The sequence below is a fragment of the Gardnerella sp. DNF00753 genome (genome assembly GCF_049244275.1).
GTDB classification, from domain to species: Bacteria; Actinomycetota; Actinomycetes; order Actinomycetales; family Bifidobacteriaceae; genus Bifidobacterium; species Bifidobacterium greenwoodii.
On record NZ_CP058393.1, the window covers coordinates 1,201,346 to 1,226,282 of the forward strand.

Consider the following 24,937-nt stretch of genomic DNA (forward strand, 5'->3'; position numbering starts at 1 on the left):
GCTCCGCATGCTTAAAACACTCAAAGCCCAAATCCAAAGTCCAAAATCCAAGTCTAAAACATCCGCTCAAAGTAGTTTGCACAACTAAAACACATATGCAAACTACCTATTTAACGCAATTCGTGAGAAACACGCAATGCACTTTTAATAGTTCCACGACGCACTCCAGCAGCCAATACCATTGCGATTGCTAGTGAAAGATGACGCTTAATATTTTGTCCGCCAATTTCGTCTGCTAATTGCGCTAATTCGTCAGATTCAGTAGATCTTGTAACGCAATACGAGTGATCTCTGCTACTAAAACCGTAGCGTTGTCGCAAAGAATAAAAACTTATATTGTTAGTTGCAGTTGCAGTGGCATTGTTAGTTGACTTGGCAGTTGACTTAGAGTCGTCGTCTACTTGAGATTTCTCAGCGCCTAAAACGTCAATATTTACCGACTGTAACGCATTTTTCGACAAAGTCGCGCTATTAAGTGCAATAACTACTGCAGCAGCACCATCTTCTGCACAAACTGACAGAGTATGCTGAACATCAGCAATATTTAACGGATATTCCAGCGAAAGTTCACGCTGCAAAGAAGACGAACCGGCATCACTAATAACACCAACAGGATTACCAAGCATGTGTAAAAAGTCTGCCAATCGCAAAACATTAGCATGAATTTCATCATCATCGTCACCTGCAACAGCAAAAGTTGCGATGCAAGAAGAAGGATCGAAATTAATATCGCAAGCAAGCTTTCCAAGAGCAACAGGATTAGCAGAAGATACAAGTAGCGGTATTCCTAAATCCACAGCTTCATTACGAAACTCCGGTGGAACTAGCGCAGCATACGCTCCAGCATCTCTAGCAGCCTCAAGTTGACGACGATCAACGTGGCCGAGCGGCACAAACAGGCAACCAGGATGCACTTGACGCACATCATGAGCAATAGAAGTAACAGTTACCTCAGATGCAAACGCTGGCACAACTTCAAAACCGTAGTTTTTTGCAGCAAAACCTAAAGTAACTCTTACTCTTGAATATTCATCAACCACATTCATTGCACACCCTACTTAGTATTAAACAACATTGTAATGCGCTCATTACCAATTTACCGCAACAGGGTTCGTGCGTGCAGCAGAAGTTGGAACATCGTACTTTTGCATAAGGAATTCGCCGATTGTTTTGAACAATGGGCCTGCAGTCATACCACCGTAAACGCCTTGCGGATCTTTTAGCACAACGGTTACGATGAATCGAGGATTATCCGCCGGAATAGCACCAGACCAGTCGCTAATTGTGGAGCTAAGACGGCCATCAGGTCCCGCAACTTCTGCAGTACCACTCTTTGCAGCAACACGGTAACCATCAACACCTGCGAAACGGTGATAATGCTCACCTGAGTTTTCAAGAGCGTTCATCATTTGAGCTGCAACATTCTCATCAATAACTCGCGTTCCTTGAGCACGCCCAGCCTTAGTTACATGACCATCAGAATCAATAACAGACTTAATCAAAGTTTGACGCAGTTTCACGCCTTTATTCGCAATAGTTGCCATAGCATTAGTAAGCTGCAAAGCGTTCACAGCATAACCCTGGCCGAAGAGAACAGTATCCTTCTTACGACCATCCCAAGATTGCATGCTAGGAAGCAAGCCGCGAGATTCACCCTGCAAATTCAATCCGGTATACTGGCCAAGACCAAACTTATAAAGATATTCGTAGCGCTTATCTAACGGATACCTTTCGCCAGCCATAACCATACCAACGTTTGAAGATTCAGCAAGAATACCAGCCAAAGTCCAATGTTCAACACCATGATCAACAGCATCATGATATGTTTGACCATTCTTATTAATGCTGTAAGGAACCGCAAACTGATCGCTAAGCTTGTGAGCGCCGGTTTGCAACATACCAGCCATTGCAAAAGCCTTACCAATAGAACCTGGTTCAAAGGTTTGACTTACTACGCGAGACACGTTTACTTTGGATTGCGTGCTACCAGCTTTAATATCGTCAGTATCTTCCAAAGCAAGAATTTCGCCAGTTCGAACATCCTGAACTACTGCAACACCCCATGCTGCACGATATTGTTTCTTTCCGTCAAGAAGAACCTTCTTAACATACCAATCAACATCGCTATCAATCGTAAGCTTAATATCACTGCCGTTTACAGCAGGTTTAGATTCTGTTACAGTTCCTGGAATCTTCTCATTTCCAACATTATTACCTTGATAACGCTGGTAGCCGTCTACACCGTTTAAGGTGGAGTCATGAGTTAGCTCAAGTCCAGAAACACCAACTTCGCCCTTGCGATTCTTTAAGTCTTTACGATTAACTTCATCCGCATTCGAAACGGCACCAATTACAGAACCAAGAATTGGGCCGCTAGAATACACTCGCTCACTACTATTTTCTGCATAAATGCATCCGGAAAGATTAAGATTGTCAATAGCGCGCTTAACTGCAGGAGTTACGTTACGCTTCAACAAAACGTAACGACCAACGCCAGCTAATTTTCCGCCAAGCTCTACAGAACTCATGTGAAGAATCGGAGCGAGCAAACGAGCAACCGCCACAGCGCCCGTGCCCTCTACCGGTTTACCATTTAGCATATGGCAATTATCTTCAGTCTGCTTAGTGCATGGCGTAGGCTTAAAAGCCTGAGCGTTAAGAGGGTCTCCAATAATATTGAATCGCTCAACGCTTTGTGCAAGAACAGCACCATTTGCATCCAAAATCTTGCCACGACGAGCAAGAATTGGGCGCACTCTGCTGCGTTCTGCTTGAGCTGCCTGTGCAGTAGAGCGTGCGTTAATTAGCTGAATATAGCTAAGCTTTGCAATGGCACAAATGCCTATGAAAGCGAAAACTATAGCAATAACAGCGCATTTACGAACAAAGTTTTGTTCTCTGGCGAAACGTTGTTTAAAAATGTGGCGCATCAATGTTTCTCCTGTTTTGTTTGTTGTGACTGTTGTTTTTGTTGCTGTTCTTTAGTTTTATTTTTAGGTTTATTTTTAGTTTTGTTTTTAGCTTTATCCTGCGTATTATTTTGCGAATTATTATTTTTTGGAACTTCTTTTTTGTTCTTTTGATTATGCTTTCGTTTAGCCGCATAATCACTTAAATCAATCGCAATAGAACCTTGCTGCGGTATCATCCCCATGCGTTGCGCTTTCGAAGGAAGCTCAGCATCCAAAGTATCGAGCTTTGCTTGCTTAGCCTCAACATCTTGACGCAAGCGTGAAATACGAGATTGCGTAGCAGTCTGCTCAAAAGAAAGCTCAGCCATTTGCGTACGAAGCATAAGCGAAGTAGACAAAGTCACAACCATGAAAATCACAATAATCATGAAATTTATGATTGGAACTTTGCGCGTATTACTCCAGTTCATAACTTTCTGCAAACGATTAAGAACCACGGAAGTTTGACGCTTAGCAGCACCAAATACTGCTGTGGAGGAATTTCGCGAATAATCTTTACGAGTTGACGAATCCTTAACACGACCTGCAGGAGCGGAAGTAGAAGAAGCCGAACGCAATACGCGATTTTTAGTATTCAATACCATTTTTATCGGCCTCCTTTACGAGGCTCTAAGCCATAAGCTTCATCTTTAAGCCTATTAAGCCAACGATTAGGAATAGGACGGCACAATTCAACAGCGCGCAAACGAACTGAGGAAGAGCGAGTATTATGCTCAATCTCCTCTTTAGATGCTTTCATTGCGCCTCTTGTAAGAGACTTAAAGAAAGGCTGAGCATCTTCAGGAATAACAGGCATATTCGCTGGAACGTCAACAGTTAAGCCCTTATTCATAAAGCGCTTAACAGTTGTGTCTTCCAAAGAATGGTAAGACTCAACTACAAGACGGCCATGTTCACGAAGATGCAAAGCAATCTTTGGAAGCGTGCGCTGAAGCTTATCTAACTCACCATTTACTTCAATACGCAAAGCCTGGAAAACGCGCTTAGCTGGATTTCCAGTAGCGCGATGAGCCTTAGGAATCACATCGTCAACTAAACGAACAAGCTGTAGGGAAGTTAAAAGAGGCTGGTCTTCGCGAGTTTCAACAATTCTACGCGCAATAAGAGACGCAAAACGCTCTTCGCCATACTCGCGGAAAATCTTAGTTAATTCGCGAGCATCATATGTTGCTAAAATCGTTGCCGCAGTAGTAGATTGCGTAGTATCCATACGCATATCAAGAGCGGTGTCGTGAGAGTAGGAGAAGCCGCGATCTGCTTCGTCAATTTGCAGGCTAGAAAGACCCAAATCCATAAAAGCTGCGTCAATTGAATCAATATTATGCGCGTTTAAGACTGAGTCAATTTCGTCAAAAGCTGCGTGAGCCGGAATAAAACGATTTTCCAAACCTTCGTTACGCATGCGTTCTGTAGCTAAAGACAGCGCCTCAGAATCTCGATCAATTCCAATAAGAGTTGCAAAAGGAGCTGCTTTAAGAAATGCTGTAGCATGGCCGGCAAGACCTAGTGTGCAATCCACTACAACCGCGTCTTTATGCTGCAAAGCAGGAGTTACTAAATCGACGCAATCTTGCAATAAAACCGGGGCGTGTATGGTTGTAATATCTTGCATTACATCACCGCCGGAAGTACATCGTCAGCAATATCGGAATAACCTTGCTCACGATCAGCAAGATAAGCTTCCCAAGCCGACTTATTCCAAATTTCAGCACGCGTACCAACACCAATAACAACGATTTCGTTACCTAAACTGGCGTAATCCCTAAGCATTGTCGGCACAACAATACGACCTTGCTTATCTGGCTCTTCGTCAACAGCGCCAGAAAGAAAGACGCGCAAATAATCACGAGCAGACTTATTGCTCATAGAAGTGCGCTGAATTTGCGTGGTCATGCGCTGAAACTCAGTCATTGGAAGCACGTAAACGCAACGCTCTTGGCCACGAGCCATAACAAAACCGCTTCCAAGTTGAGCGCGGAATTTTGCAGGAAGAGCCACGCGACCCTTATCGTCGATTTTCGGAGTGTAAGTTCCAAGCAAAATAGGAGCTAATGGCGAAACAGCAGGATTTTGCACATACTGAACAGGCTGCTGCATTGGCTGAACTGGCTGCTGAACTGGCTGCTGAACATTAGAGAACGGTGCAATTGGCATAGCTGCAGCTTGAGTAGCTGAATTATAAGCACCGGATGGAGTGGAGGTGAATGTCGGCGCTTGAATTGCTTGCTGAACAGCTGGCATAGAAGTTGAAGACACTCCGTAAGAGCCCTGAGCTTGCTGCGAATACTGAGGTTGAACAGGCTGAACATATGACGTCGGAATCTGCGGGGGTTCAGCTTGCAGTGGCATCTGCGTTTGCTGAGACATATCAGATTCAGTGGAGAAACCAGCCTGATTTACGGAATGCACAGAGGCAGAATTGGCTTTATTCCGCGGTTGCTTATTAGCAGCACGACGTGCCATACTCCACCTCCTAAATCAACGCACACTATGCCATTTGCACGTTAGTCACCATTTTACCCCATTCCTCCCCAAAAATCCCCACTTTTTTGCAAAATTTTTGATTTTTTTTCAAAAAAGCACCACCAGAAATAAAAATGAGACACTCGCGCAGAACGCAAACTGCAGCAGTGTCCCAAAACAAGCAAAATAAGACCCTCGCGCAGAACGCAAACTGCAGCAGTGTCCCAAAACAAGCAAAATAAGACCCTCGCGCAGAACGTTTACTGCACGAGGGTCTCTAAAGCGCTAAAAAGCACCAAAAGCGCAAGAGCGACTATAATTACAAGCGCGGCAAATACTTCTCCAGCTCGAAAGGCGTAACCTGTCGGCGGTACTCTTCCCATTCCTGGTGCTTATTACGCAAGAAATACTCAAAAGCATGCTCGCCTAATACGCTTGCCACAAAGTCCGAGCGCTCCATAATCTTCAAAGCCTCGTCCAAGGATTCCGGCAATGGCTGAATTCCCATAGCCTGACGCTCAGCATCAGTAAGCTCCCACACGTCGTCACTTGTTGGATCGCACAAAGTCATTTGCTTTTCAATGCCATCCAAGCCTGCAGCCAAAAGCACAGAGTAAGCAAGATATGGGTTCGCCACAGGATCCAAAGCACGGAATTCCATCCTGCAAGAATTGCCCTTACCAGGCTTGTACTGCGGCACGCGAAGAAGCGCGGAACGGTTGCTATGACCCCAGCACACGTAGCTAGGAGCTTCCGCCCCACCCCACAAGCGCTTGTAAGAGTTCACATACTGATCGGTTACAGCGCAAATTTCCGAAGCGTGGTGCAAAATGCCTGCCGCAAACTGACGCGCAATAAGAGACATATTAAACTCTTGACCAGCCTCATAGAAAGCGTTCGTATCTCCCTCAAACAAGCTCAAATGCGTGTGCATGCCAGATCCAGGCTGATCCGTTAGCGGCTTTGGCATAAAGCTTGCGTATATTCCGCGCTCAAGCGAAATTTCCTTGACTACAGTGCGGAAGGTCATAATATTGTCCGCGGTAGTAAGCGCATCTGCGTAACGCAAATCGATTTCGTTTTGACCAGGTCCGCCTTCGTGATGCGAGTATTCAACAGAAATACCCATCTGCTCAAGCATACTTACAGCATTCCTACGAAAGTCCATTGCCGAGCTTCTAGGAACGTGATCAAAGTAGCCGCCTTCGTCAATCGGCACAGGAGCTTTAGACCAATCATCTTGAGCTTCGAATAAGTAAAACTCAATTTCAGGATGCACGTAGAAAGTAAAGCCCTTTTCCTTCGCTTTTGCGAGCGCAGTCTTTAAAACGTGACGAGGGTCTCCCAGCGAAGGCTCGCCGTCAGGAGTTAAAACATCGCAGAACATTCGCGCTGTGCCTTCTGGGCCTCCGTGCCATGGAAGAATCTGGAAGGTTGATGGATCCGGCTTAACAATCATGTCGTCTTCCAAAACGCGCGTCATGCCTTCTATTGCCGAGCCGTCGAAGCCAATACCCTCTTCAAAAGCTGCCTCTAATTCAGCAGGGGCAATAGCAACGGATTTAAGCGTGCCAAGCACGTCCGTAAACCAGAGTCGAATAAAACGCACGTCTCGCTCTTCAACAGTACGTAGAGCAAACTCTTGTTGTCTATCCATAAATCAGCCCCTTGGGTAGCATTTACCGCGCTAATGTTAGCTTAAGCCAATTTGCGCAGTAATATTTATAAGCTCAATAAAATCAATAAGCTCGTTATGTATATTGTAGTGTATTCTTGCAAAATATTCTGCATGAATCTTAGCTATGAGCAATGAATTTACTTAATCGTAATGAATTGCAAACTATATGCTTATATTTATTCGCTAGTTTATTTTGCCGTATTTTTGGAATATTTTGTATGCTTCTAAGTCACTTAAGTCGTCACTGTTGAACATTTCTAATCCACGTTTTTCAAGACTATCGGCGTTTTCCATGCAAATAGCAAGATCTTCAACATCTCTTGACCAAACAGCTAGTGCCATTGGCGCCACGATTTCTTGAGGATCTTTTGCAGCCTGGTAGATTTTTGCAGTTATTTTATCTGCGCGATTTGTAATAAGCATTACGTCCATGCCGAGGAAGAACTCCACAAATTTTTTCACGTCGTCTTCTGGGCCGTTTCCTTCCAGATTTTTCAGCACTGCAACAGAGCCCTGTTCTTCCGAAAAGCATCGGGCGCTAACATTTGCCATTTTGCAGAAGGCCGCAAGCAATTTCGCTGGCTCAACGTATGTGACCATCATTGCAACTTTTGCTTTGTTTCCAAGTAAACCTTGTAAATCTTCCTCAAAATTAGCTTCTTCAATTCCGCGCATTGCTTCTTCAATAGAATTATTTTCTTGATTATTTCTATTGGAATCGTCTAATAAATCTTCAGTATTTGAATTACTTTGATTTTCGTTTTCTTGAAATTCTTTTTCAAAGCCTGCAAGCGCGTTATCTAATTCAGCATCAGTAAAAGAAGCGCGTACTGAATCATCATTGTTACGCTCATCGTCATTTTTGCGCTCGTCACCATTGTTTGACATATTCGTTGTTTCCTCCCCTTTCAATGTAACTTCTTAAAGCATATCTAGTTTTATATTTTACCAAACTAATACTGCATATTTTTACGCGCTCGGCAAGCAATTTGAGCCAAATACGATTTTCATTTCCGCAAACAGCGAAGTGTCACGCTTAACGCGGAAACGGTCGCCAAAAGTAAGAACTTGCGCACGTCCAGAATCGTCAAGTAAAGCCAAACGCACTTGGCAGCACCCAGGGTGACGACTTAAAATATTGCTCAACTCAGCCACATGACCTTTATCTAAAGCTTTGCGCGGAAGCACAATTGTTAACGGACGCTCATCAACCGACTCCAATGTTGGCACTTCAAACTCGGTTGCGCGCATAGACACAGTTTCATCACGCACCTCAACCTGACCGCGAATACGCACAACCTGGTCAATTGCAAGCTCCTGAGCCGAAGCTTCGTAAACTTTGCCAAAGAACATGCACTGTATTGAGCTTTCCATGTCTTCAACTGTGACAATCGCCCAAGCGTTACCTTTTCGAGACACTCGCCTATCTACGCTTGTAACCAGACCCGCGATAGTTACTTGCTGACCGTCGCTCATAGTTTTTGCGCGGTCAATTAGTTGAGCGATTGACATTTCTCGCAAATCTGCCAAAACTGCAGACAATCCGCTTAGTGGATGATCAGAAACGTACAATCCTAACATTTCGCGCTCAAAATTAAGCTTCGTTTTTTTATCCCACTCTTCAACATCCGGCACAGTGATTTGCATATCTCCCAAACCAGCGTCGTCAGATGAGTCAGAAGACGAGTCTACGTCTGCAAATAAATCAAACTGGCCTTCTGCCTGCTTGCGTTTAAGCGCAATCACAGAGTCTATTGCAGGGTCGCAAATTTGCAATAGAGCACGACGATTTGAATCAATCGAATCAAAAGCTCCAGCTTTAATAAGAGATTCCACTAAGCGACGATTCAGCGCGCTAATTGGCACGCGCTTTACAAAGTCCATAAAGTTTACGAATCTTCCGCGTCCAGCTTCACGCTCGGAAATAATGTCGTTTACAGCCTTGTCTCCAACGTTACGAATAGCACCCAAGCCAAAGCGCACAACATCTCCAACTGCAGAATATTCAAGAACGGACTCGTTAACATCCGGCTGCAAAACTTGAATACCCATGCGCCTTGCCTCGCCCAAATACAGTGCAGTTTTGTCTTTATTCGTGCGCTCGTTTTGTAGCAAAGCTGCCATAAATTCCACAGGATAATGCGTTTTTAAGTATGCCGTCCAGTAAGAAATTAATCCGTAAGCTGCAGAGTGAGCTTTGTTAAACGCGTATCCGGAGAACGGAACCAAAACATCCCACACTGCTTGCGCAGCTTCTTCAGAATATCCGTGCGCTTTCATACCTTCAAAGAACGGAACTTGCTCTTTTGCCAGCACTTCCGGCTTCTTCTTACCCATTGCTCGACGCAAAACATCTGCCTTACCAAGACTGTATCCTGCCAAAATACGCGCAGCAGACTGCACCTGCTCCTGGTAAACAATCAAACCGTAAGTTTCGTCCAAAACTTCCTTAAGAGGCTTTTCAACTTCCGGATGAATTGGAATAATATCTTGCAAACCGTTCTTGCGCTTAGCGTAATTCGTATGCGAATCCATATCCATAGGACCAGGCCTGTAAAGCGCAATCAAAGCCGAAATATCGTTGAAATTATCTGGTTTTAAAGTACGCAGAAGCGCGCGCATGCCGTCGGAATCAAGCTGGAAGACGCCTAAAGTATCTCCCCTAGAAAGAAGCTGGTACGTTGACTTATCGTCCAATGGAATTTTCGTATAGTCAATCGGCTCTTTTCCATTATTTTTAATATTTCGCAACGTGTCGCGAATAACAGTCAAGTTGGAAAGGCCCAAAAAGTCCATTTTTACAAGACCGAGCGTTTCACAAGTGTGATACTCGAAAGTTGTTGTAATCGTACCGTCAGTGCGCTCAAGAAGCGGAGAAGTGTTTGTGATTGGCTCCGAGCCCATGATTGTTGCGCAAGCATGAACACCGGTTTGACGAATCAAACCTTCAATACCTTTTGCTTCTTCCGTAATACGATGCGTATCTGGATCCGTATCGTACATTTCACGAAACTCGCGCGCTTCAGCGTAACGCTTGTTTTTTTCGTCGAAAATATCGTGCAAGCTCATATCTTTGCCGTTTTTAGCAGGCGGAAGAACCTTCGTAATTTTTTCGCCTACTGAAAACTCATATCCCATAATACGCGCGGAATCTTTAAGAGCCTGCTTCGTTTTAATAGTTCCGTAAATAACGCACTGAGCGACCTTATCTCTTCCGTATTTTTCGCCCACGTATTCAAGAACTTTGGCCCTGCCATCTGGGTCAAAATCAACGTCAATATCTGGCAAAGATACGCGCTCCGGGTTTAAGAAGCGTTCAAAAATAAGGCCGTGCTTCATAGGATCAAGCTCAGTAATGCCCATTGCGTACGCAACCATAGCGCCTGCAGCAGAACCACGACCAGGGCCAACCATCACTCCATGCGCCTTAGCCCAGTTAATATAGTCTGCAACAACCAAAAAGTAGCCGCAGAACTGCATTTGGCAAATCACACCGCACTCGTAATCAGCCTGCTTTAACACTTCCATTGGAATGTTGTTGTTGTAGCGACGCTCCAAGCCTTCCTCAACTTTTTTAAGGAATAGCGAAGTCTCATCCCAACCTTCCGGGCAGTCAAATTGAGGCATAAAAGCGCCATCTTCGCCGTCGTCGAACATAACATTGCAGCGTCGAGCAATCTCAAGCGTATTGTCACAGGCTTCAGGAAACTCTTTAAAAAGATCGCGCATTTGCTCAGCGGACTTCAAATAGTATCCGGAACCGTCAAACTTAAAACGGTCAGGATCATCAAGCCTAGAGCCTGAATTAATGCAAAGCATAGCATCTTGAGCTTCGCGATCTTCTTCGTGAACGTAATGCAAATCGTTCGTAGCAAGAAGAGGAGCATTAAGCTTTTTAGCAATCTCAAGCAAGTCTTTTGTTACGCGAGTTTCGATTGAAAGCCCATGATTCATAAGCTCAATAAAGAAATTGTCACGCCCAAAAATATCTTGAAACTCTCCAGCAGCACGCAAAGCTTCTTTAAACTGACCTAGTCGAAGACGCGTTTGAATAATTCCAGAAGGGCATCCAGAAGAGGCGATTACGCCTTTTGAGTAGGTTGAAAGCACGTCTTTATCCATACGCGGGTAGCGCATAACACGGCCTTCAAGATTCGCCACAGACGAAGCTTTAAGAAGATTTGTTAAGCCTTCATCGTTTTGCGCCCACAAAGTCATGTGAGTAATTAAGCCGCCGCCGGAAACATCGTCTGCACGCTGATCTTCCGTACCCCAATGCACGCGGCTTTTATCTTGCCTTGCTGTTTCAGGAGTAACATACGCTTCAATACCAATAATCGGCTTAATTCCAGCTTTTACGGCCGTGCTCCACATTTCGTACGCACCGTGCATGTTTCCGTGATCAGTAATAGCAACAGCCGGCATGCCCAACTCTTTAGCACGATTAACTAAATCAGGGATTTTCGACGCACCGTCAAGAAGCGAATAGTGCGTGTGATTGTGCAAATGTACGAAGTTGGTTTCCGGCTGAGTCATAAATGATATTCTATAAGCGAAAGCTGACCGAAAAATGCAAAAACGCTACTTTGATAATTCTCGCATAGCTTCTAAAGCGTGTTGCAAATCAGAAGGATAATTCGACTTTACTTTAATCAATTTTCCCGTTCTAGGATGCGTAAAAATAAGCTCAATAGAATGAAGCCACTGCCTTGTTAAACCAAGCTTTTTAGCCAAAACCGGGTTTGCACCGTACATAGAATCTCCGACTAGCGGATGGCCAATAGAAGTAAAATGCACGCGTATTTGATGAGTGCGGCCCGTTTCCAAATTAACACTTGCTAAAGTTGCTTGACCGAAGCGTTCAAGAACATCCCAATGCGTAACAGCAGGTTTTCCACTTGGCGTGATTGTGAAACGAAAATCCGAAACTTTTGCGCGACCAATAGGAGCTTCGATTGTTGCTTTATTTTGCGTTAAGTCGCCTTGAACAAGCGCATGATACGTTTTTTTAACAGTGTGATTTGCAAACTGCTTTTTCATTTCTTCATACGCTAAATCTGTTCTGCAAACAAGCATTAGGCCGCTTGTGCCAGCATCAAGACGACTTACAATACCAAGGCGATTTTCGTCTCCAGCAGTAGCAGAAATACTGATTCCGCGCTTTTCTAAAGTCTCTCCCACTGTTGGGCCACACCAGCCTTGAGCTTGGTGAGCGGCCATTCCAACCGGCTTATCTACAACTACAATATCTTCGTCTTTATAAGCGATTGTCATGCTTTCTTCGATTGCTTGATTTTGGAGCTGTAGTTCTATTTGATTATTTTGCTGACTTTCGTCTTGAAGCACATCATTTTCGCAACTATTTTCAGCAAAATCTTCGCCAACTAAATCATCGAATATTATTTCGTCACTACTAAGCAAAAGCGCAGATTTATTTGCTTTACGATTAGCAATACGCACGGTTCCGTTAGAAACAAGATCGCTTGCTTTTGAACGCGAAATATTGCGCAATTTTGAAACTGCAACGTCAAAACGGCAACCAACTAAATCTTCAGGAACCGGCATACTGCTTTGCATAATTAATTGTTGCTTTCGTCAGTATTTTTGGCAGTGACTTCGGAAGTATTTTCGGCAACGTTTTCGGCAGCGCTTTCGGAAGTATTTTCGGAAGCACTTTCATCAGCGTCTTCATCAGCGCTTTCGTCAGCACTTTCGTCATCACTTTCGCCAGGCTTAAACGGAGTTTCAAACAAAATCAAGCCAACAAACCAAATGCCTGCAACAGCAAGAATAATATCCGCAACGTTACCAACTGACCAACCGTAGTTAATAAAGTCAACAACTTTGCCGTCCAAAAAATGCTCGGCATAAATTGCGCGATCAATCAAATTGCCAAAAGCGCCGGAAAATGCTAAAGACAGCACAATCGTCCACTGCAAAGATTTTGTGCGACGAACTGCAGCAAGCATAGCTACACAAGCCAAAATCGCCACTATGCTAATAAAACTAGTTAAGCCAGAACCTAGTCCAAACGAAGCACCGCCATTTCGCACAAGCGAAAGCATTAAGGAATTAGGAATACAAACAATCTGCTTTCCATACTGTAAAGCGCTAAGAGCCCACAGTTTGCTAAGGCGATCTACAACAAGCCCAACAATAACAATAAGTGCAAAAACGGCTACGCGAGTACGTAGCCGTTTCACACGCACATCTCTATGCGTCAATTTTTATCCGATCTGTAAATAAAAATAGCATCAGCTTAAAGCGCGCAAACATTTAAAAGTTACGCGCTTTAAGAAGAAAACTACTCTTGCTTATCCTCATTGGAAGCTTGCTTCTGACCAAGAGCAGCATACGCGTTTTCGTCAGAAACCTGGGCAACCAACTGGCCAAGGAAGTCAGTCAAGCGAGTGCGATACTCAGTCTCAAACTGCTTGAGGCTCTGAATATTGCCTTCAATAACCTGAGTCTGCTTCTCAAGATTCTCGCGCACCTGACGAGCATAAGCGTCGGCAGCGGTGCGTGTTGTAGAATCATAGTCTGCAGCGCGGTGCTGTACTTCGGACTCGTACTGATCAGCCTGATCGTGAGTCTGCTTAGCATAATCGTCTGCAGCCTGGCGAACCTTACCAGAGTAAGCATCAGCCTCATTGTGAGCGCGTGCAGAATAATCATCAGCATCGCCACGAGTCTGCTTATTGTATTCATCTGCCTCAGAACGAGTGCGCTCAGAATACTCATCAGCCTTAGCAACTGTTTCGTTATAACGAGCCTGGCTCTCTTCAACAATCTGCTGAGCCTTAGCCTTGCCCTTATCAACGTACTGATCGTGCAATTGCATTGCAAGAGTCAACATAGCAGTTGCGCGCTCTGGCTCAGAACCCTGGGCATCAGCACCAGCGCCAGCAATCTTCTGCAAGCTACCAGTTTCAGTATTTGGCTCCATCTTAGAAACTTGTTGACGAAGCTGCTCTTCACGCTGACGAGATTCTTCAAGCTGCTTAGAAAGCTCCTGAACCTTAGCGTTTTCCTGCTGGGTAACAACAAGCTGCTGACGAACAGTTTCAAGCTCACGACCCAAGTTTTCGCTATTTGCACGGAAGTCATCGCGCTCGCGAGTAACAGCTTCAAGTTCCTTCTGAACCTGATCCGCGTTATCCGCCTTAGCGGTTTGAGCAGTAAGCTGATCAACCTGAGCACCCAAGCCATCCAACTGCTCCTTAAGCTGTTGGTTTTGAGCGGTAAGAGCACGGTTGCTTTCTTCAGCTTCACGCAACTTAGTTTCAGTCGCCTCAAGCTTTTCAGCAGATTCATTAGATTCGCCCTGCTGCTTAGCAGCGTTACGCAACGTTTCATTTTCTTGAGTTAAGGACTCAACTTTAGAAGTCAACTCAGCAATCTTGGTATTCAAGCCCGCAACATCGCGGCCGAGGGATTGTGTGGAAGCACCAAGTCCCTGCACTGCCTGCTGACCAAGCGCTTCTATTGTTTCTGTAACTTGATCGAGAAATTCGTCAACCTCGTCAACGTCATATCCTCCCTTGAAACGTACAATCTGGAAGGTATGCTCTCGAATGTCCTTAGGCGTCAACAGAGTCATATGCTTTACACCTCGCTTTTGGGACGCATCTCATTGATATATATCTATTCGATGCTATCACGTACGCAGAAAATTAGGGCAAATAATGCGAAAATTTATGCGCAAAACGCCGATTTTATAAAAAATGCGCATAAACCGCACGCAAATTTATAGTTCAGTTTGGCGAGATATAATTGCAGAGATTATACAAAGATACAAAATACTAGGAAAGGTTAATAATGACTGTTCTTGTTACAGGCGGATGCGGTTACATTGGAGCACACGTAGTTCACGCCTTACATAAAATAAATCAGAATGTTGTTGTAGTAGACGATTTAAGCTACGGAAAGCCTACTAGAATCGAAGGCGCTCGACTTTATGGCATGGATATTGCATCTCCTGATGCCGGAGCACGTCTTGCGCAAATCATGAAGGACGAGAATGTTGATTCCGTAATTCATTTTGCTGCCAGAAAGCAGGTTGGCGAGTCCGTTGAAAAGCCGCTTTGGTATTATCAGCAGAATATTAACGGTATGCTGAATGTTCTTGAGGGCATGAAAGATAGCGGAGTGAAGAAGCTAGTATTCTCGTCTTCCGCAGCAACTTACGGCGTTCCACCTGTTGATGTTGTGCCAGAAGACGTTGTTCCTATGATTCCAATCAACCCTTACGGACAAACTAAGCTTTTTGGCGAGTGGATGGCGCGCGCTTGCGAGCACACTTACGGCATTCGCTTCTGCGCACTGCGTTACTTCAATGTTGCAGGCTGCGGTCCGGTGGAATTAGAAGATCCTGCAATTTTGAACCTGATTCCTATGCTTTTTGAACGCTTGCAGCGCGGTAAAGCTCCTGCTATTTTTGGCGACGACTACCCTACTGCAGATGGCACTTGCATTCGTGACTACATTCACGTTTCGGATTTGGCAGACGCTCACCTTGAAGCGCTTAAGTATTTGGATCGTGACGAACGCAAGTACGACGCTTTTAATGTTGGAACTGGTAAAGGCACTTCCGTTCGAGAAATTGTTGAAGAAGTACGAAAAGTTACAGGCCTTCCATTTAAGGAAACTGTGATGGATCGCCGAGCAGGAGACCCTCCTCAGCTTATTGGCAGCCCGAAGCGCATTAATGAGGAAATGGGCTGGTATGCTCGCTACGATGTAAAAGATATTGTGGAATCTGCTTGGGCAGCTTGGCAAGCAAATCCTGAACATCATATTGACGTTGAATCGTGGAAGCAGATTGACTAGTAGACTGACTAGATAAAGCAAAACGCGCGACAAAACTGCCGCGCGTTTTTTGTTTGTGGCTCCGAGCGGGATCGATCCGCTGACCTAGCGATTTTCAGTCGCTCGCTCTACCAACTGAGCTACAGAGCCATGATGAATAAAAAACCCGGCGAACCGGGCCTTTACTAATCGCGACCCCGGCCGGACTTGAACCGGTGACCTCCGCCGTGACAGGGCGGCGCTCTAACCAACTGAGCTACGGGGCCGTGGCTTATTCTCTCGAACAGCCGAGTCACTATCTTACAGAATCCTCGCCAAAAAGCAAGTGCTCAGCTCTTTCGGCGTGTTGCCCACAAATAAAACGCTACTCAAGCTCAATCGCGCCAGTGCAAAGCTGATAATATTCACCGCGCTTAGCTAACAACTCCTCGTGAGAACCACGCTCAATAATTTGGCCGTGATTCAAAACCATAATCACATCCGCATTGCGGACCGTAGAAAGCCTGTGCGCAATTACAAACACAGTGCGCCCTTCCATAAGCGAATCCATGCCGTGCTGCACTAAGGCCTCAGTATGAGTATCGATTGAAGAAGTTGCCTCATCCAAAATAAGCACCGGCGGATTTGCAACAGCCGCGCGAGCAATCGCAATAAGCTGCTTTTGACCTTGCGAAAGATCTTCTCCGCCGCCTGTGAGCTTTGTATTATAACCATTTTTAAGTTTAGAAATAAAAGCATCAGCATGAGCTAATTTTGCAGCATTAACACAATCTTCATCACTAGCATCTAGGTTTCCGTAGCGAATATTATCCATTATTGTGCCTGTAAATAAGTTCACATCCTGAAGAACTGTGCCAACAGCGTAACGCAAATCCGTTTTTAGAATATCTCGCACGTCAATTCCGTCGTACAAAATCTGACCGTCGTCAATATCGTAAAAACGCGTAAGTAAATTCGCAATAGTAGTTTTTCCAGCACCCGTAGCGCCAACTAAAGCAACTTTTTGCCCCGGCTTTGCAAACCAAGTAATATCGTGCAAAACAGGCTTTTTGGAATCGTAGCCAAACACAACGTCTGTAAAACGCACGTCTCCTCGAAGCAAAGTATAGCGGCCATCCTTAGAAGTGCGAGCATCTCGCTTTGCATGGCACACAATCTCTTGAGCCATTTCACTTAAGTTTTGAGCGCGCTTTTTAGCTTTAGTGCCATTATCTTGCTTTGACCTTTTCCAAGCCCAATAAATATTGCTTCCTTCAGATTGTTCGTCTACTTCTTCAAGCACATCAAATGCTGATTTTTCTCCAAGATCTTCAGCAGACTGAAGTACACGCACTTTAACTAATTGCACACTGCCAGAATCAAGTTCTGGCTTTTCATCAAGTAACTCAAAAATACGAGAAGCTCCTGCAAGAGCCATCATAAGTGCGTTAGCTTGCATTGTAATTTCGCCAATAGGGTTAATAAATGCGCGCGAAAGTGCCAGCAAAGATATAAGCGTACCCAATGTAAGAGTACTAGATCCAGATAATCCCAGCGTTGGCAAACCAGCTGAAGCAGCCCACGCACCAAGTAAAGCAATTAATACATAAAGCAAATAGCTTGCATTACTAATAACAGGCATTACGTTATTTGCATAAGAATTCGCACTTGCAGAAATTTTTTGCACTTTTTCTATGCAATTATCTAATTTTTCAATAGAATCTGTCTCATGATTAAAAATTTTAATCACTTTGCTGCCTGTTGCAGATTCTTCAACAAACTCATTTAACTCGCCTAATGCATGCTGGAATTGCTCAAATAAACTGCCAGATTTCTTTAGCATAAAACGCACTAAATAAAGCAACATTGCAGTAAATATAGCTACAAAAACTGCAACCGGAAGCGATAAGCACATAATAGATATAAACGCTGCCAAAATCGACATTAATGCAGAAAAAGAGTCCGGAAAAGCCCACGAAATTGCCTCACGAAGAACCTCAGTATCGTTTGTGTAACGGCTCATAATATCGCCGTAACCTTGAGAATCTAAGTAACGCAATGAAAGCTTCTGCTGATGCTTAAACATAGAATCTCGCAAATCACGCATAACACTTTCAGATATATTCGCAACAAGCCTGCTCCAAAGCCAAGAACAAAACACACCAACAGCGTAAACACTTGCCATCAGAATAATCATGCGAACAAGAGGCGTCCAATCCTGATTATGCTTACCGACAAGCGGAAGAATATACGAGTCAACAAGAGATTGCAAAAACACTGCACTTACAGCTTGCACGATTGCGCTAACTATTATTGATGCAATAATTACGCAAATTTTAACTCGATACACAAGCACATAAGAGGCAAGTCTGCTAAGAGTTTTCCAACTAATAGCTGAATCATTTTTAGAAGAGTGAGCCGTTTTATTATTAGCCATTGTTATTTAGCTCCTTCTTCTTTAGTTGCGCTAGTTATTCGACTTTTTTCTTGAGAAACCGCCATATTTCTGTAAATTTCACAAGATTTAAATAATTCATCATGCGAACCGTTAGCAACAACACGACCATCTTTAAGAACAACAATAATATCCGCATGTTCGATTGAAGATATGCGCTGAGCAACGATAATTTGCGTAGAATCAGGCATAAACTTTTTCAAGCCATCGCGAATTTTACTATCCGTTTTCATATCAACCGCACTCATCGAGTCGTCGAGGATTAAAATTTTCGGCTTCCTCAAAAGTGCGCGCGCAATACACAAACGCTGTCGCTGACCACCGGAAACATTCTTACCACCCTGGTCAATATGCGTATTGTAGCCGTCTGGTAAATCTTTAATAAACTCATCAGCACAAGCAATTTCGCAAGCTTGACGCAAATCATTATCGCTTGCTTCCGCCCTACCCCAGCGAAGATTTTCTGCAATTGTGCCACTAAACAAAATATTTTTTTGTAGAACAACACCAACTTCTTCACGCAAACTAGAAGAATCATAATCGCGAATATCTTTTCCGCCTACAAAAAGAGCGCCAGAAGTTACGTCATAAAGTCTTGCAATTAATTGCACTAAACTTGATTTTCCAGATCCCGTTGCACCAACAATACCAACAGTTGCTCCAGAAGGAATAGATATATTTATATCATGTAAAATTTCCTGTTCTGCTGGAGTGGATTCATCTGTATTATCTGATTGAGGATAGCGTAACGAAACATTTTCAAAACGCACAGAAGCGTCAGAAAGCTTTGTAAGTGGATGCTTGGAAACAACTTCAGTATTTCGAGATTGCAAAACATGTGAAATACGATGCATCGAAGCTCGAGCTGTTAACGACATTACAAAAACTGCAACTAAATTCGCTAAAGCAAACAAAATTTGCAAAGCATACACTACTAATGCAGCAAGATTTCCCGTTGTTAAACCAAAAGCAGGATTATTTCCTGAAGCCACAATTTCGTGCGAAGCCAACCATGCAATAAGCAGCATGCCAGAATAAAAACATAAGTTAAATAAAGGAATACTACAATTTAACACATACTCAGCTTTAATAAAATAATCATAGATTTTATGTGAAATACGCGTAAAACGACTTATTTCATAATCAGAACGCACATAAGACTTTACGACGCGAATATTATGCAAATTCTCACCAACTCTATTATTCATCTCGTCAATCATTCGATAAATTCGAGAAAATGCTGGAGCAACTATACTAGCTCCAACAGCGCCAATTGCACCAATAATAGGCACAAATGAAAGAAAAACCCACGAGATGGCAGGGCTAATTGAAAAAGTAAACCACCAAGCAGTGATGATAATCATAACGCTGCGAATACCAGAGCGAATAATCATTTGGTAAGCAAATTGCACATTTGACACATCGCTAGTTATACGCGTAACAACAGTACCGCTAGAAAACTTATCTAAATCAGAAAAACTTAAACTTTGCAAGCGTGAAAACATGTTGTGGCGCAAATTTTTACCAAAACCAGCACTAGAATGAGCGCAACAAATACCAGAAATAACGCCTGCAATCATTGCGATTGCAGCAAAAATAAGCAATTGCAAACCATAATATTGCACAGATTCTTGAGAACGTGACATAATACCAAAATCAATAAGATTTGACATTACTGTAGGGATCTCAATTTGCATAGCAGCTTCAACGAGAATAGTAACAGCTGTTAAAACGCCAAGAAAACGATACCTTTTTAAAGAACCTAGTATCGTTCGAAGTGCTCGAGGGGCATAATCTTTTTTATGAGAATCTTTTTTTGATTCATCAAACTTACTTGGCTTCTCAGACTTCTCTGCCATTCTTCCCCTACTCTAAATTAAATACTTATTCTTTAATGATATCACTTTTGAATATAAGGCAGGCAGGGGTTAAGTGAACCAAGCAGCAAGAAAAGCCTGGTAAATTCCCCGCGTTTGGAGCGTTCAACACACAACAACACTCCAAACACGAGAAACTTTGCTCACATTTGTGGTTAAATTTAGGGATTTATGAAGCATCGCCTTCGCCTTGTACGCGATCTTTTCCGTAAATCGACGGAATAAAACGCTCCTGATCGTGAAGCTTTTCCCAAATTACAGGAGGATCGTGCGGATTTTCCAAAGACTTCGGCACGTCGATAATACGCTGATTGCTAGAGCCGCGGAATTGCAGCAGCGAATCGTGCAAATCTTTAATATAACGTCCGTCAACAAGAATATCAATATATTGCAGAAGCTCAAGCTTATCAGGCGTCTCCCCTGGGCGCATAAGCTCTTCCCACGTGTATCCAGTCCAACTCCAAATATCTTTAGTATTGCCAAATTCTTCGCGAATACGCTTACACAAAGGCAGCAAAATACCAGTATTAAGCAGCGGCTCACCACCCAACAAAGTCAAACCTTGCACATAAGGTTGCGCCAAATCCTCAATAATCTGATCTTCAAGCTTTTGAGTATAAGGGTGGCCTGCGCGAAAATCCCAAATCGACTCGTTATAACACTCAACGCAGTGAAAAGGACATCCCGAAACGTAAAGCGAGCAGCGAATACCCTCGCCGTCTGTCATCAAAAAACGCTTGTAATCGGCAATCATGCCCTGGCTCATGCGCTCGCTAGACCATTGGCCAGCGCGAGGATTATTAGAAAGTGAGGTAGGAATCCACGGACCACGATTCACATCTGCAGGCGCAAAATCATGCAAAGTAATGCGAGCCATATCCAACCCCCTTCAAAACCAAACAAACAACCAAAATTTGCGAAAATAAAATAAATCCAGCCGCTAGAAATTGTAATCACAAAATGCAATCATTTCTAACGGCTAGATTATCACCAAACAACAAACACAAGAAAAGCTATTTATCTATCTTAATTATCTATTCAACTTATTTTACTAAGTTTCAACATAGTTAATTAGCTAAGATTATTTTGCTTCCTCGTACCATTCACGAGATTCGCCATTATCCAGCGTAACGTGACCAGTTTCGCCAGACATGTGCTTTACGCGGTGCGCAATCTCCTCGTGGCGGCCGTGAACCATTGGGCGTTGAACAGGATTGCCCAAGTAGCCGCAAGTGCGCTTAGTAACATTGCACTTATCTGGGTCGCTGTTGCCGCACTCTGGGCAACGGAAGCCTTCCTTCGTTGGCTCAAAATCGCCCTGGAATCCACAAACGAAGCAGTGATCAATAGGCGTATTCGTACCCAAGTAGCCAATGCCAATCTTATAAGCGTAATCCCAAACAGCTTCCAAAGCCTTAGGATTTGCTTGCAAGCATGGGAACTCGCAGTAGTTAATAAAGCCGCCGGAAGCAAGATACGGGAAATCAACCTCGTAGCTAAGCTTCTCCATAGGAGTTGGCTGCAACCAAACCGGATAATGGAAGGAATTAGTGTAGAAGTCGTGATCGGTAACGCCTTCAATGCGGCCGAACTTCTGACGATCCATGCGGTTAAAGCGGTCAGTCAAAGACTCTGCAGGAGTTGAGTAAACGGAATAGTGGTAGCCTTCCGCCTTCGACCACTGCTGGCAAAGCTTATTCATGCGGCGAACCAAAGAAAGCGCAAACTGCTTGCCATCCTCATTCCAGCTGTGATCCTTCATCCAATCCTTGCCAAAGAACACTGCAGTAGTCTCATACAAACCAATGTAACCAAGCGAAACAGTTGCGCGCTCATTACGGAACAGCTGATCAACACTCTCGTTAGCTTCCAAACGGCCAAAAGCACCGTAGCGGAACAGCGTTGGAGCATTCACAGGAGTTGCCTGCTTGCAACGCATAATGCGGAATCGCAAAGCCTGGTGAGCAACTTCCATACGCTCGTCAAAAAGCTTCCAGAAGCGAGTCACATCGCCGTGAGATTCAAGAGCAATACGCGGCATGTTAACTGTTACAACGCCAAGATTCATGCGGCCGTCTTCAACATCCTTACCAGTCTTTGGATCAATCCAACCCTGAAGGAAGGAGCGGCAGCCCATAGGAGCTTTGAACGAGCCGGTAATCTTAACAATGTTCTCGTAGAACACAACATCCGGATACATGCGCTTAGTAGAGCACTCAAGAGCCAGCTGCTTCAAATCGTAGTTCGGGTCGCCTGGGTCGGCGTTTACACCGTGCTTAATAGTAAACACAAGCTTAGGGAAGATAGCAGTGTGACGATCCTTGCCGAGGCCGCGAATACGGTTAAGCAAAATAGCGCGCTGAATTTCGCGAGCAAACCAAGAAGTACCCAAGCCAAAGCCAACGGTTACAAACGGAGTCTGGCCATTAGAAACGCGGTTGGAATTAATCTGATACTCCATCGTTTGCATAGCATCGTAAATAGCTTTACGCGTCATAATCTTTGCATAAACTTCACGAAGCTGATCAAGCTCACTCAAGTTCTCATCAAAAGGAGTGTCAGCAGGAAGCGGATCCCTGTCTGAGCAGTGAAGATTCTTAGGCTCCTGAGCCTTCAAACCGTCAATCATATCCTTCGCAACTTCAATCGGCGTAGAATCCGGAATCATAGCGTGGGCCATTGCCAAGTTCTTCTCATAATCGCACTTAGCGTAAGGCTCAAGCATTTCGTCAGCGCGATTAACAGTCTGACCACCGTATTGCGCGCCAGCAATATCCTTAATAATCTGCGTAACCTGAGTTGCAGCAGTGCCAATAGACTTTGGACTATCCATCATTGCGTTACCAAGAGCAAATCCCTTAGCAAGCATGTCTCCAAAATCAGGAAGCGAGCAGTTGCTCATGCAAGTAAATGGCGAATAATCAGCGTCGTGGAAGTGAATATCACCCTTCATATGCGCGTTAGAAACCGCGTGAGGAAGCATAGAGAACGCGGAAGCCTTAGAAACAGCGCCCGCAAGAAGATCGCGCTGAGTGGCGTAAACGTTGGAATCCTTATTTGCGTTTTCGCGCACAAGCGTTTCGTCGCGATTCACAAGGCGATTAACAGCTTCGTTAATATCGGTAGCCTTTGCGCGATCAATATCTCGGTTCAAACGGTAGCTCGTGTAGCAGCGCGCAACCTCGTAAAGATGATTTTCAATAAGTCCGTGCTCAACCAAGGTCTGAATATCCTCAATTTTTGCTGGACCATTGTAACGATCTTGAATTTCAGCCTCAATACGATCCGAAATACCGCGAATCATCTGCTCTTCCTGAGGACCGACTTCCTTACCTAAGTCCTTAAAAGCAGCCTTAATAGCCATAATGATATTCATCGAATCGAAATCAACTACGCGACCATCGCGCTTTTCGACCTGCACGCGGGAAACTGGAGCTGCAGCTAAGTCATCATCCATGCGAATTGCTGCGCTCTTGGCGTCAGTTTCTTCCAAAACCTGCATCGGTACAGACCTTTCTCATAACACTGTTCTTCTAACTGTTCTCTCGCTGCAAAAGCATTATTTTCGCAACGACTTGCTCTACTATAACTCAACTCATGCCCAATATCTAGGGAAAAACGCAAAGATAACAAACTATATATAGTGATTTATTTCACATTCGCGATTTTTGAGGCGTGTCGAGGATGAGGTAGGCTTGATTGCTGGCGTGTTAAGTTTCTTTGGCAAAATGTGAGCAATGGGAATTACTTATCTCGCAGCGCTACGCTCGTGTTTGCTGTTGCGCGAGTTTTGGGGGATTTCTTTCCTCGCACGTCCCGTCCTTCGGGCGCTCTGGCTGTTAAAGGCGTTTAGTGTGTTCGCCTTTCTTAAAGAATGTAGCTTCTCAGTCCTCTTTTAGTGCTCGTAAAGAAATCCCCCAAACTCTGCATGCTAATTCGTTAATAACCGTGCTAATCGCAGAGATTTTTCGATTTTTCTTCTTCGCTCGACGAATCAGCAGCCTTCGGCTCTGACGTTCGCCTCGCTCAGTGCGAAAAATCTCAAATCTCACCACACGAATATTCCTACACTAAAGTATCGCAATTAAGCTGCGGTGGTGTGCGTAGGTATGAGTGCCTGGTGTAGTGTGTGCGGCAGCATGAATGCTAGTGTTCTCTGATTAACAAAAATAAGCACAAATATAATACACGCCGTTATGGGCGCTCACTTCGTGACGCTTTGATATATTGAGTCACGTGGAACAGATAGCTTTTCAGCATGCACAGGAATTCGGATTCCAACCAGGAGACATTGTGCAACAATGGCTCTGGGACGACGATGTTGACGAAACAATTTGCGAAAGTATCGAACAGCTTACCGGCGAAGAATTGGTAGACGAAGATTACGATGCTGCTGTTGATGGCGTAATTATTTGGTGGCGTGACGGCGACGATGAAGACGAGCTTGCGGACACCATTATGGATGCCACAAATATGCTTGACGACGACGCTCCTATGTGGGTTCTAACACCTAAGCCTGGCCGTGAAGGTTCCCCAAGTTCTAGCACCGTACAATCTGCGGCAAAGACGGCCGGAATGAACGCCGCAACGCCTTTAACCGTAAGCGCAGATTGGAACGGAATTCAGTTGCGCGCCTTCGGTAAAGGTCAGTCTAAGTAAAACTGAGCAGTTTTGGTCGGAATCTTATACAAAAACGACCTAAACT

General features: G+C 44.3%; 16 protein-coding genes, 2 tRNA genes and 1 pseudogene. 2 read left to right on the plus strand and 17 right to left on the minus strand.

What is annotated here, in order from left to right; translation table 11 throughout:
* Positions 1 to 110: 110 nt before the first annotated feature.
* The 11 genes and pseudogenes from HXT33_RS04965 to HXT33_RS05015 all read right to left on the minus strand — a co-directional run bounded on the left by HXT33_RS04965 (position 111) and on the right by HXT33_RS05015 (position 14,713).
* Positions 111 to 1,046: a hypothetical protein gene (locus HXT33_RS04965; RefSeq protein ID WP_004136833.1), complete on the minus strand. Its 936-nt coding sequence runs from the start codon at positions 1,044 to 1,046 to the stop codon at positions 111 to 113.
* A 42-nt stretch (positions 1,047 to 1,088) separates the two neighbouring features.
* The gene (locus tag HXT33_RS04970; protein WP_421786809.1) at positions 1,089 to 2,930 is read right to left on the minus strand and encodes a peptidoglycan D,D-transpeptidase FtsI family protein; all 1,842 of its coding nucleotides are present in this window, start codon (positions 2,928 to 2,930) and stop codon (positions 1,089 to 1,091) included.
* Entirely contained in the window at positions 2,930 to 3,556 is a 627-nt protein-coding gene (locus tag HXT33_RS04975; protein ID WP_004136828.1) for a hypothetical protein, read from the minus strand. Before HXT33_RS04975 ends, HXT33_RS04970 begins: the two co-directional genes overlap by 1 nt.
* A gap of 2 nt (positions 3,557 to 3,558) precedes the next feature.
* Positions 3,559 to 4,584, minus strand: a complete 1,026-nt coding sequence (rsmH, locus tag HXT33_RS04980; protein ID WP_004136826.1) for a 16S rRNA (cytosine(1402)-N(4))-methyltransferase RsmH — start codon at positions 4,582 to 4,584, stop codon at positions 3,559 to 3,561.
* Complete coding sequence (mraZ, locus tag HXT33_RS04985; RefSeq protein WP_421786811.1) at positions 4,584 to 5,435, minus strand: division/cell wall cluster transcriptional repressor MraZ; 852 nt, start codon at positions 5,433 to 5,435, stop codon at positions 4,584 to 4,586. The genes rsmH and mraZ overlap by 1 nt, the downstream gene beginning before the upstream one ends.
* A gap of 319 nt (positions 5,436 to 5,754) precedes the next feature.
* Positions 5,755 to 7,092, minus strand: coding sequence for a type I glutamate--ammonia ligase (glnA, locus tag HXT33_RS04990; protein WP_004127624.1), 1,338 nt, complete (start codon positions 7,090 to 7,092; stop codon positions 5,755 to 5,757).
* Positions 7,093 to 7,296: 204 nt separating this feature from the next.
* Complete coding sequence (locus HXT33_RS04995) at positions 7,297 to 8,001, minus strand: hypothetical protein (RefSeq protein WP_421786813.1); 705 nt, start codon at positions 7,999 to 8,001, stop codon at positions 7,297 to 7,299.
* Positions 8,002 to 8,082: 81 nt separating this feature from the next.
* Positions 8,083 to 11,649 carry a DNA polymerase III subunit alpha gene (dnaE, locus tag HXT33_RS05000; protein WP_421786815.1) on the minus strand — a complete coding sequence of 1,189 codons (3,567 nt, stop codon included), beginning with the start codon at positions 11,647 to 11,649 and terminating at the stop codon, positions 8,083 to 8,085.
* A gap of 45 nt (positions 11,650 to 11,694) precedes the next feature.
* Positions 11,695 to 12,690 (minus strand): RluA family pseudouridine synthase, encoded by a 996-nt coding sequence (locus HXT33_RS05005; RefSeq protein WP_421786817.1) that lies wholly within the window; start codon positions 12,688 to 12,690, stop codon positions 11,695 to 11,697.
* A 92-nt stretch (positions 12,691 to 12,782) separates the two neighbouring features.
* Positions 12,783 to 13,316, minus strand: a pseudogene (locus tag HXT33_RS05010) (signal peptidase II); the annotation flags it as partial.
* Positions 13,317 to 13,417: 101 nt separating this feature from the next.
* Positions 13,418 to 14,713 (minus strand): DivIVA domain-containing protein, encoded by a 1,296-nt coding sequence (locus tag HXT33_RS05015; protein ID WP_004136804.1) that lies wholly within the window; start codon positions 14,711 to 14,713, stop codon positions 13,418 to 13,420.
* A 218-nt stretch (positions 14,714 to 14,931) separates the two neighbouring features.
* On the opposite strand from HXT33_RS05015, the gene galE reads away from it, so the two are divergent.
* The gene (gene galE, locus HXT33_RS05020; RefSeq protein WP_308583344.1) at positions 14,932 to 15,942 is read left to right on the plus strand and encodes a UDP-glucose 4-epimerase GalE; all 1,011 of its coding nucleotides are present in this window, start codon (positions 14,932 to 14,934) and stop codon (positions 15,940 to 15,942) included.
* Between the two features lie 56 nt (positions 15,943 to 15,998).
* Here galE and HXT33_RS05025 read toward each other — a convergent pair.
* The 6 genes from HXT33_RS05025 to nrdD all read right to left on the minus strand — a co-directional run bounded on the left by HXT33_RS05025 (position 15,999) and on the right by nrdD (position 23,689).
* A tRNA-Phe gene (locus HXT33_RS05025) sits at positions 15,999 to 16,071 on the minus strand.
* Between the two features lie 42 nt (positions 16,072 to 16,113).
* Positions 16,114 to 16,187, minus strand: a tRNA-Asp gene (locus HXT33_RS05030).
* A gap of 98 nt (positions 16,188 to 16,285) precedes the next feature.
* On the minus strand, positions 16,286 to 18,337 hold the full coding sequence (locus HXT33_RS05035) for an ABC transporter ATP-binding protein (protein ID WP_421786820.1): 2,052 nt from the start codon (positions 18,335 to 18,337) through the stop codon (positions 16,286 to 16,288).
* 2 nt (positions 18,338 to 18,339) lie between these two features.
* Positions 18,340 to 20,214 (minus strand): ABC transporter ATP-binding protein, encoded by a 1,875-nt coding sequence (locus HXT33_RS05040; protein ID WP_375169318.1) that lies wholly within the window; start codon positions 20,212 to 20,214, stop codon positions 18,340 to 18,342.
* Positions 20,215 to 20,401: 187 nt separating this feature from the next.
* Positions 20,402 to 21,109 carry an anaerobic ribonucleoside-triphosphate reductase activating protein gene (gene nrdG / locus HXT33_RS05045; RefSeq protein ID WP_421786823.1) on the minus strand — a complete coding sequence of 236 codons (708 nt, stop codon included), beginning with the start codon at positions 21,107 to 21,109 and terminating at the stop codon, positions 20,402 to 20,404.
* Between the two features lie 204 nt (positions 21,110 to 21,313).
* The gene (gene nrdD, locus HXT33_RS05050; protein ID WP_421787605.1) at positions 21,314 to 23,689 is read right to left on the minus strand and encodes an anaerobic ribonucleoside-triphosphate reductase; all 2,376 of its coding nucleotides are present in this window, start codon (positions 23,687 to 23,689) and stop codon (positions 21,314 to 21,316) included.
* A gap of 779 nt (positions 23,690 to 24,468) precedes the next feature.
* On the opposite strand from nrdD, the gene HXT33_RS05055 reads away from it, so the two are divergent.
* The gene (locus tag HXT33_RS05055) at positions 24,469 to 24,891 is read left to right on the plus strand and encodes a DUF3052 domain-containing protein (RefSeq protein ID WP_004127651.1); all 423 of its coding nucleotides are present in this window, start codon (positions 24,469 to 24,471) and stop codon (positions 24,889 to 24,891) included.
* Positions 24,892 to 24,937 lie beyond the last annotated feature (46 nt).

Coding starts and splice junctions, on each gene's coding strand:
- HXT33_RS04965 (WP_004136833.1), bottom strand. CDS start 1,046: ATGAATGTGGTTGATGAATATTCAAGAGTAAGAGTTACTTTAGGTTTT.
- HXT33_RS04970 (WP_421786809.1), bottom strand. CDS start 2,930: ATGCGCCACATTTTTAAACAACGTTTCGCCAGAGAACAAAACTTTGTT.
- HXT33_RS04975 (WP_004136828.1), bottom strand. CDS start 3,556: ATGGTATTGAATACTAAAAATCGCGTATTGCGTTCGGCTTCTTCTACT.
- rsmH (WP_004136826.1), bottom strand. CDS start 4,584: ATGCAAGATATTACAACCATACACGCCCCGGTTTTATTGCAAGATTGC.
- mraZ (WP_421786811.1), bottom strand. CDS start 5,435: ATGGCACGTCGTGCTGCTAATAAGCAACCGCGGAATAAAGCCAATTCT.
- glnA (WP_004127624.1), bottom strand. CDS start 7,092: ATGGATAGACAACAAGAGTTTGCTCTACGTACTGTTGAAGAGCGAGAC.
- HXT33_RS04995 (WP_421786813.1), bottom strand. CDS start 8,001: ATGTCAAACAATGGTGACGAGCGCAAAAATGACGATGAGCGTAACAAT.
- dnaE (WP_421786815.1), bottom strand. CDS start 11,649: ATGACTCAGCCGGAAACCAACTTCGTACATTTGCACAATCACACGCAC.
- HXT33_RS05005 (WP_421786817.1), bottom strand. CDS start 12,690: ATGCAAAGCAGTATGCCGGTTCCTGAAGATTTAGTTGGTTGCCGTTTT.
- HXT33_RS05015 (WP_004136804.1), bottom strand. CDS start 14,713: ATGACTCTGTTGACGCCTAAGGACATTCGAGAGCATACCTTCCAGATT.
- galE (WP_308583344.1), top strand. CDS start 14,932: ATGACTGTTCTTGTTACAGGCGGATGCGGTTACATTGGAGCACACGTA.
- HXT33_RS05035 (WP_421786820.1), bottom strand. CDS start 18,337: ATGGCTAATAATAAAACGGCTCACTCTTCTAAAAATGATTCAGCTATT.
- HXT33_RS05040 (WP_375169318.1), bottom strand. CDS start 20,214: ATGGCAGAGAAGTCTGAGAAGCCAAGTAAGTTTGATGAATCAAAAAAA.
- nrdG (WP_421786823.1), bottom strand. CDS start 21,109: ATGGCTCGCATTACTTTGCATGATTTTGCGCCTGCAGATGTGAATCGT.
- nrdD (WP_421787605.1), bottom strand. CDS start 23,689: ATGGATGATGACTTAGCTGCAGCTCCAGTTTCCCGCGTGCAGGTCGAA.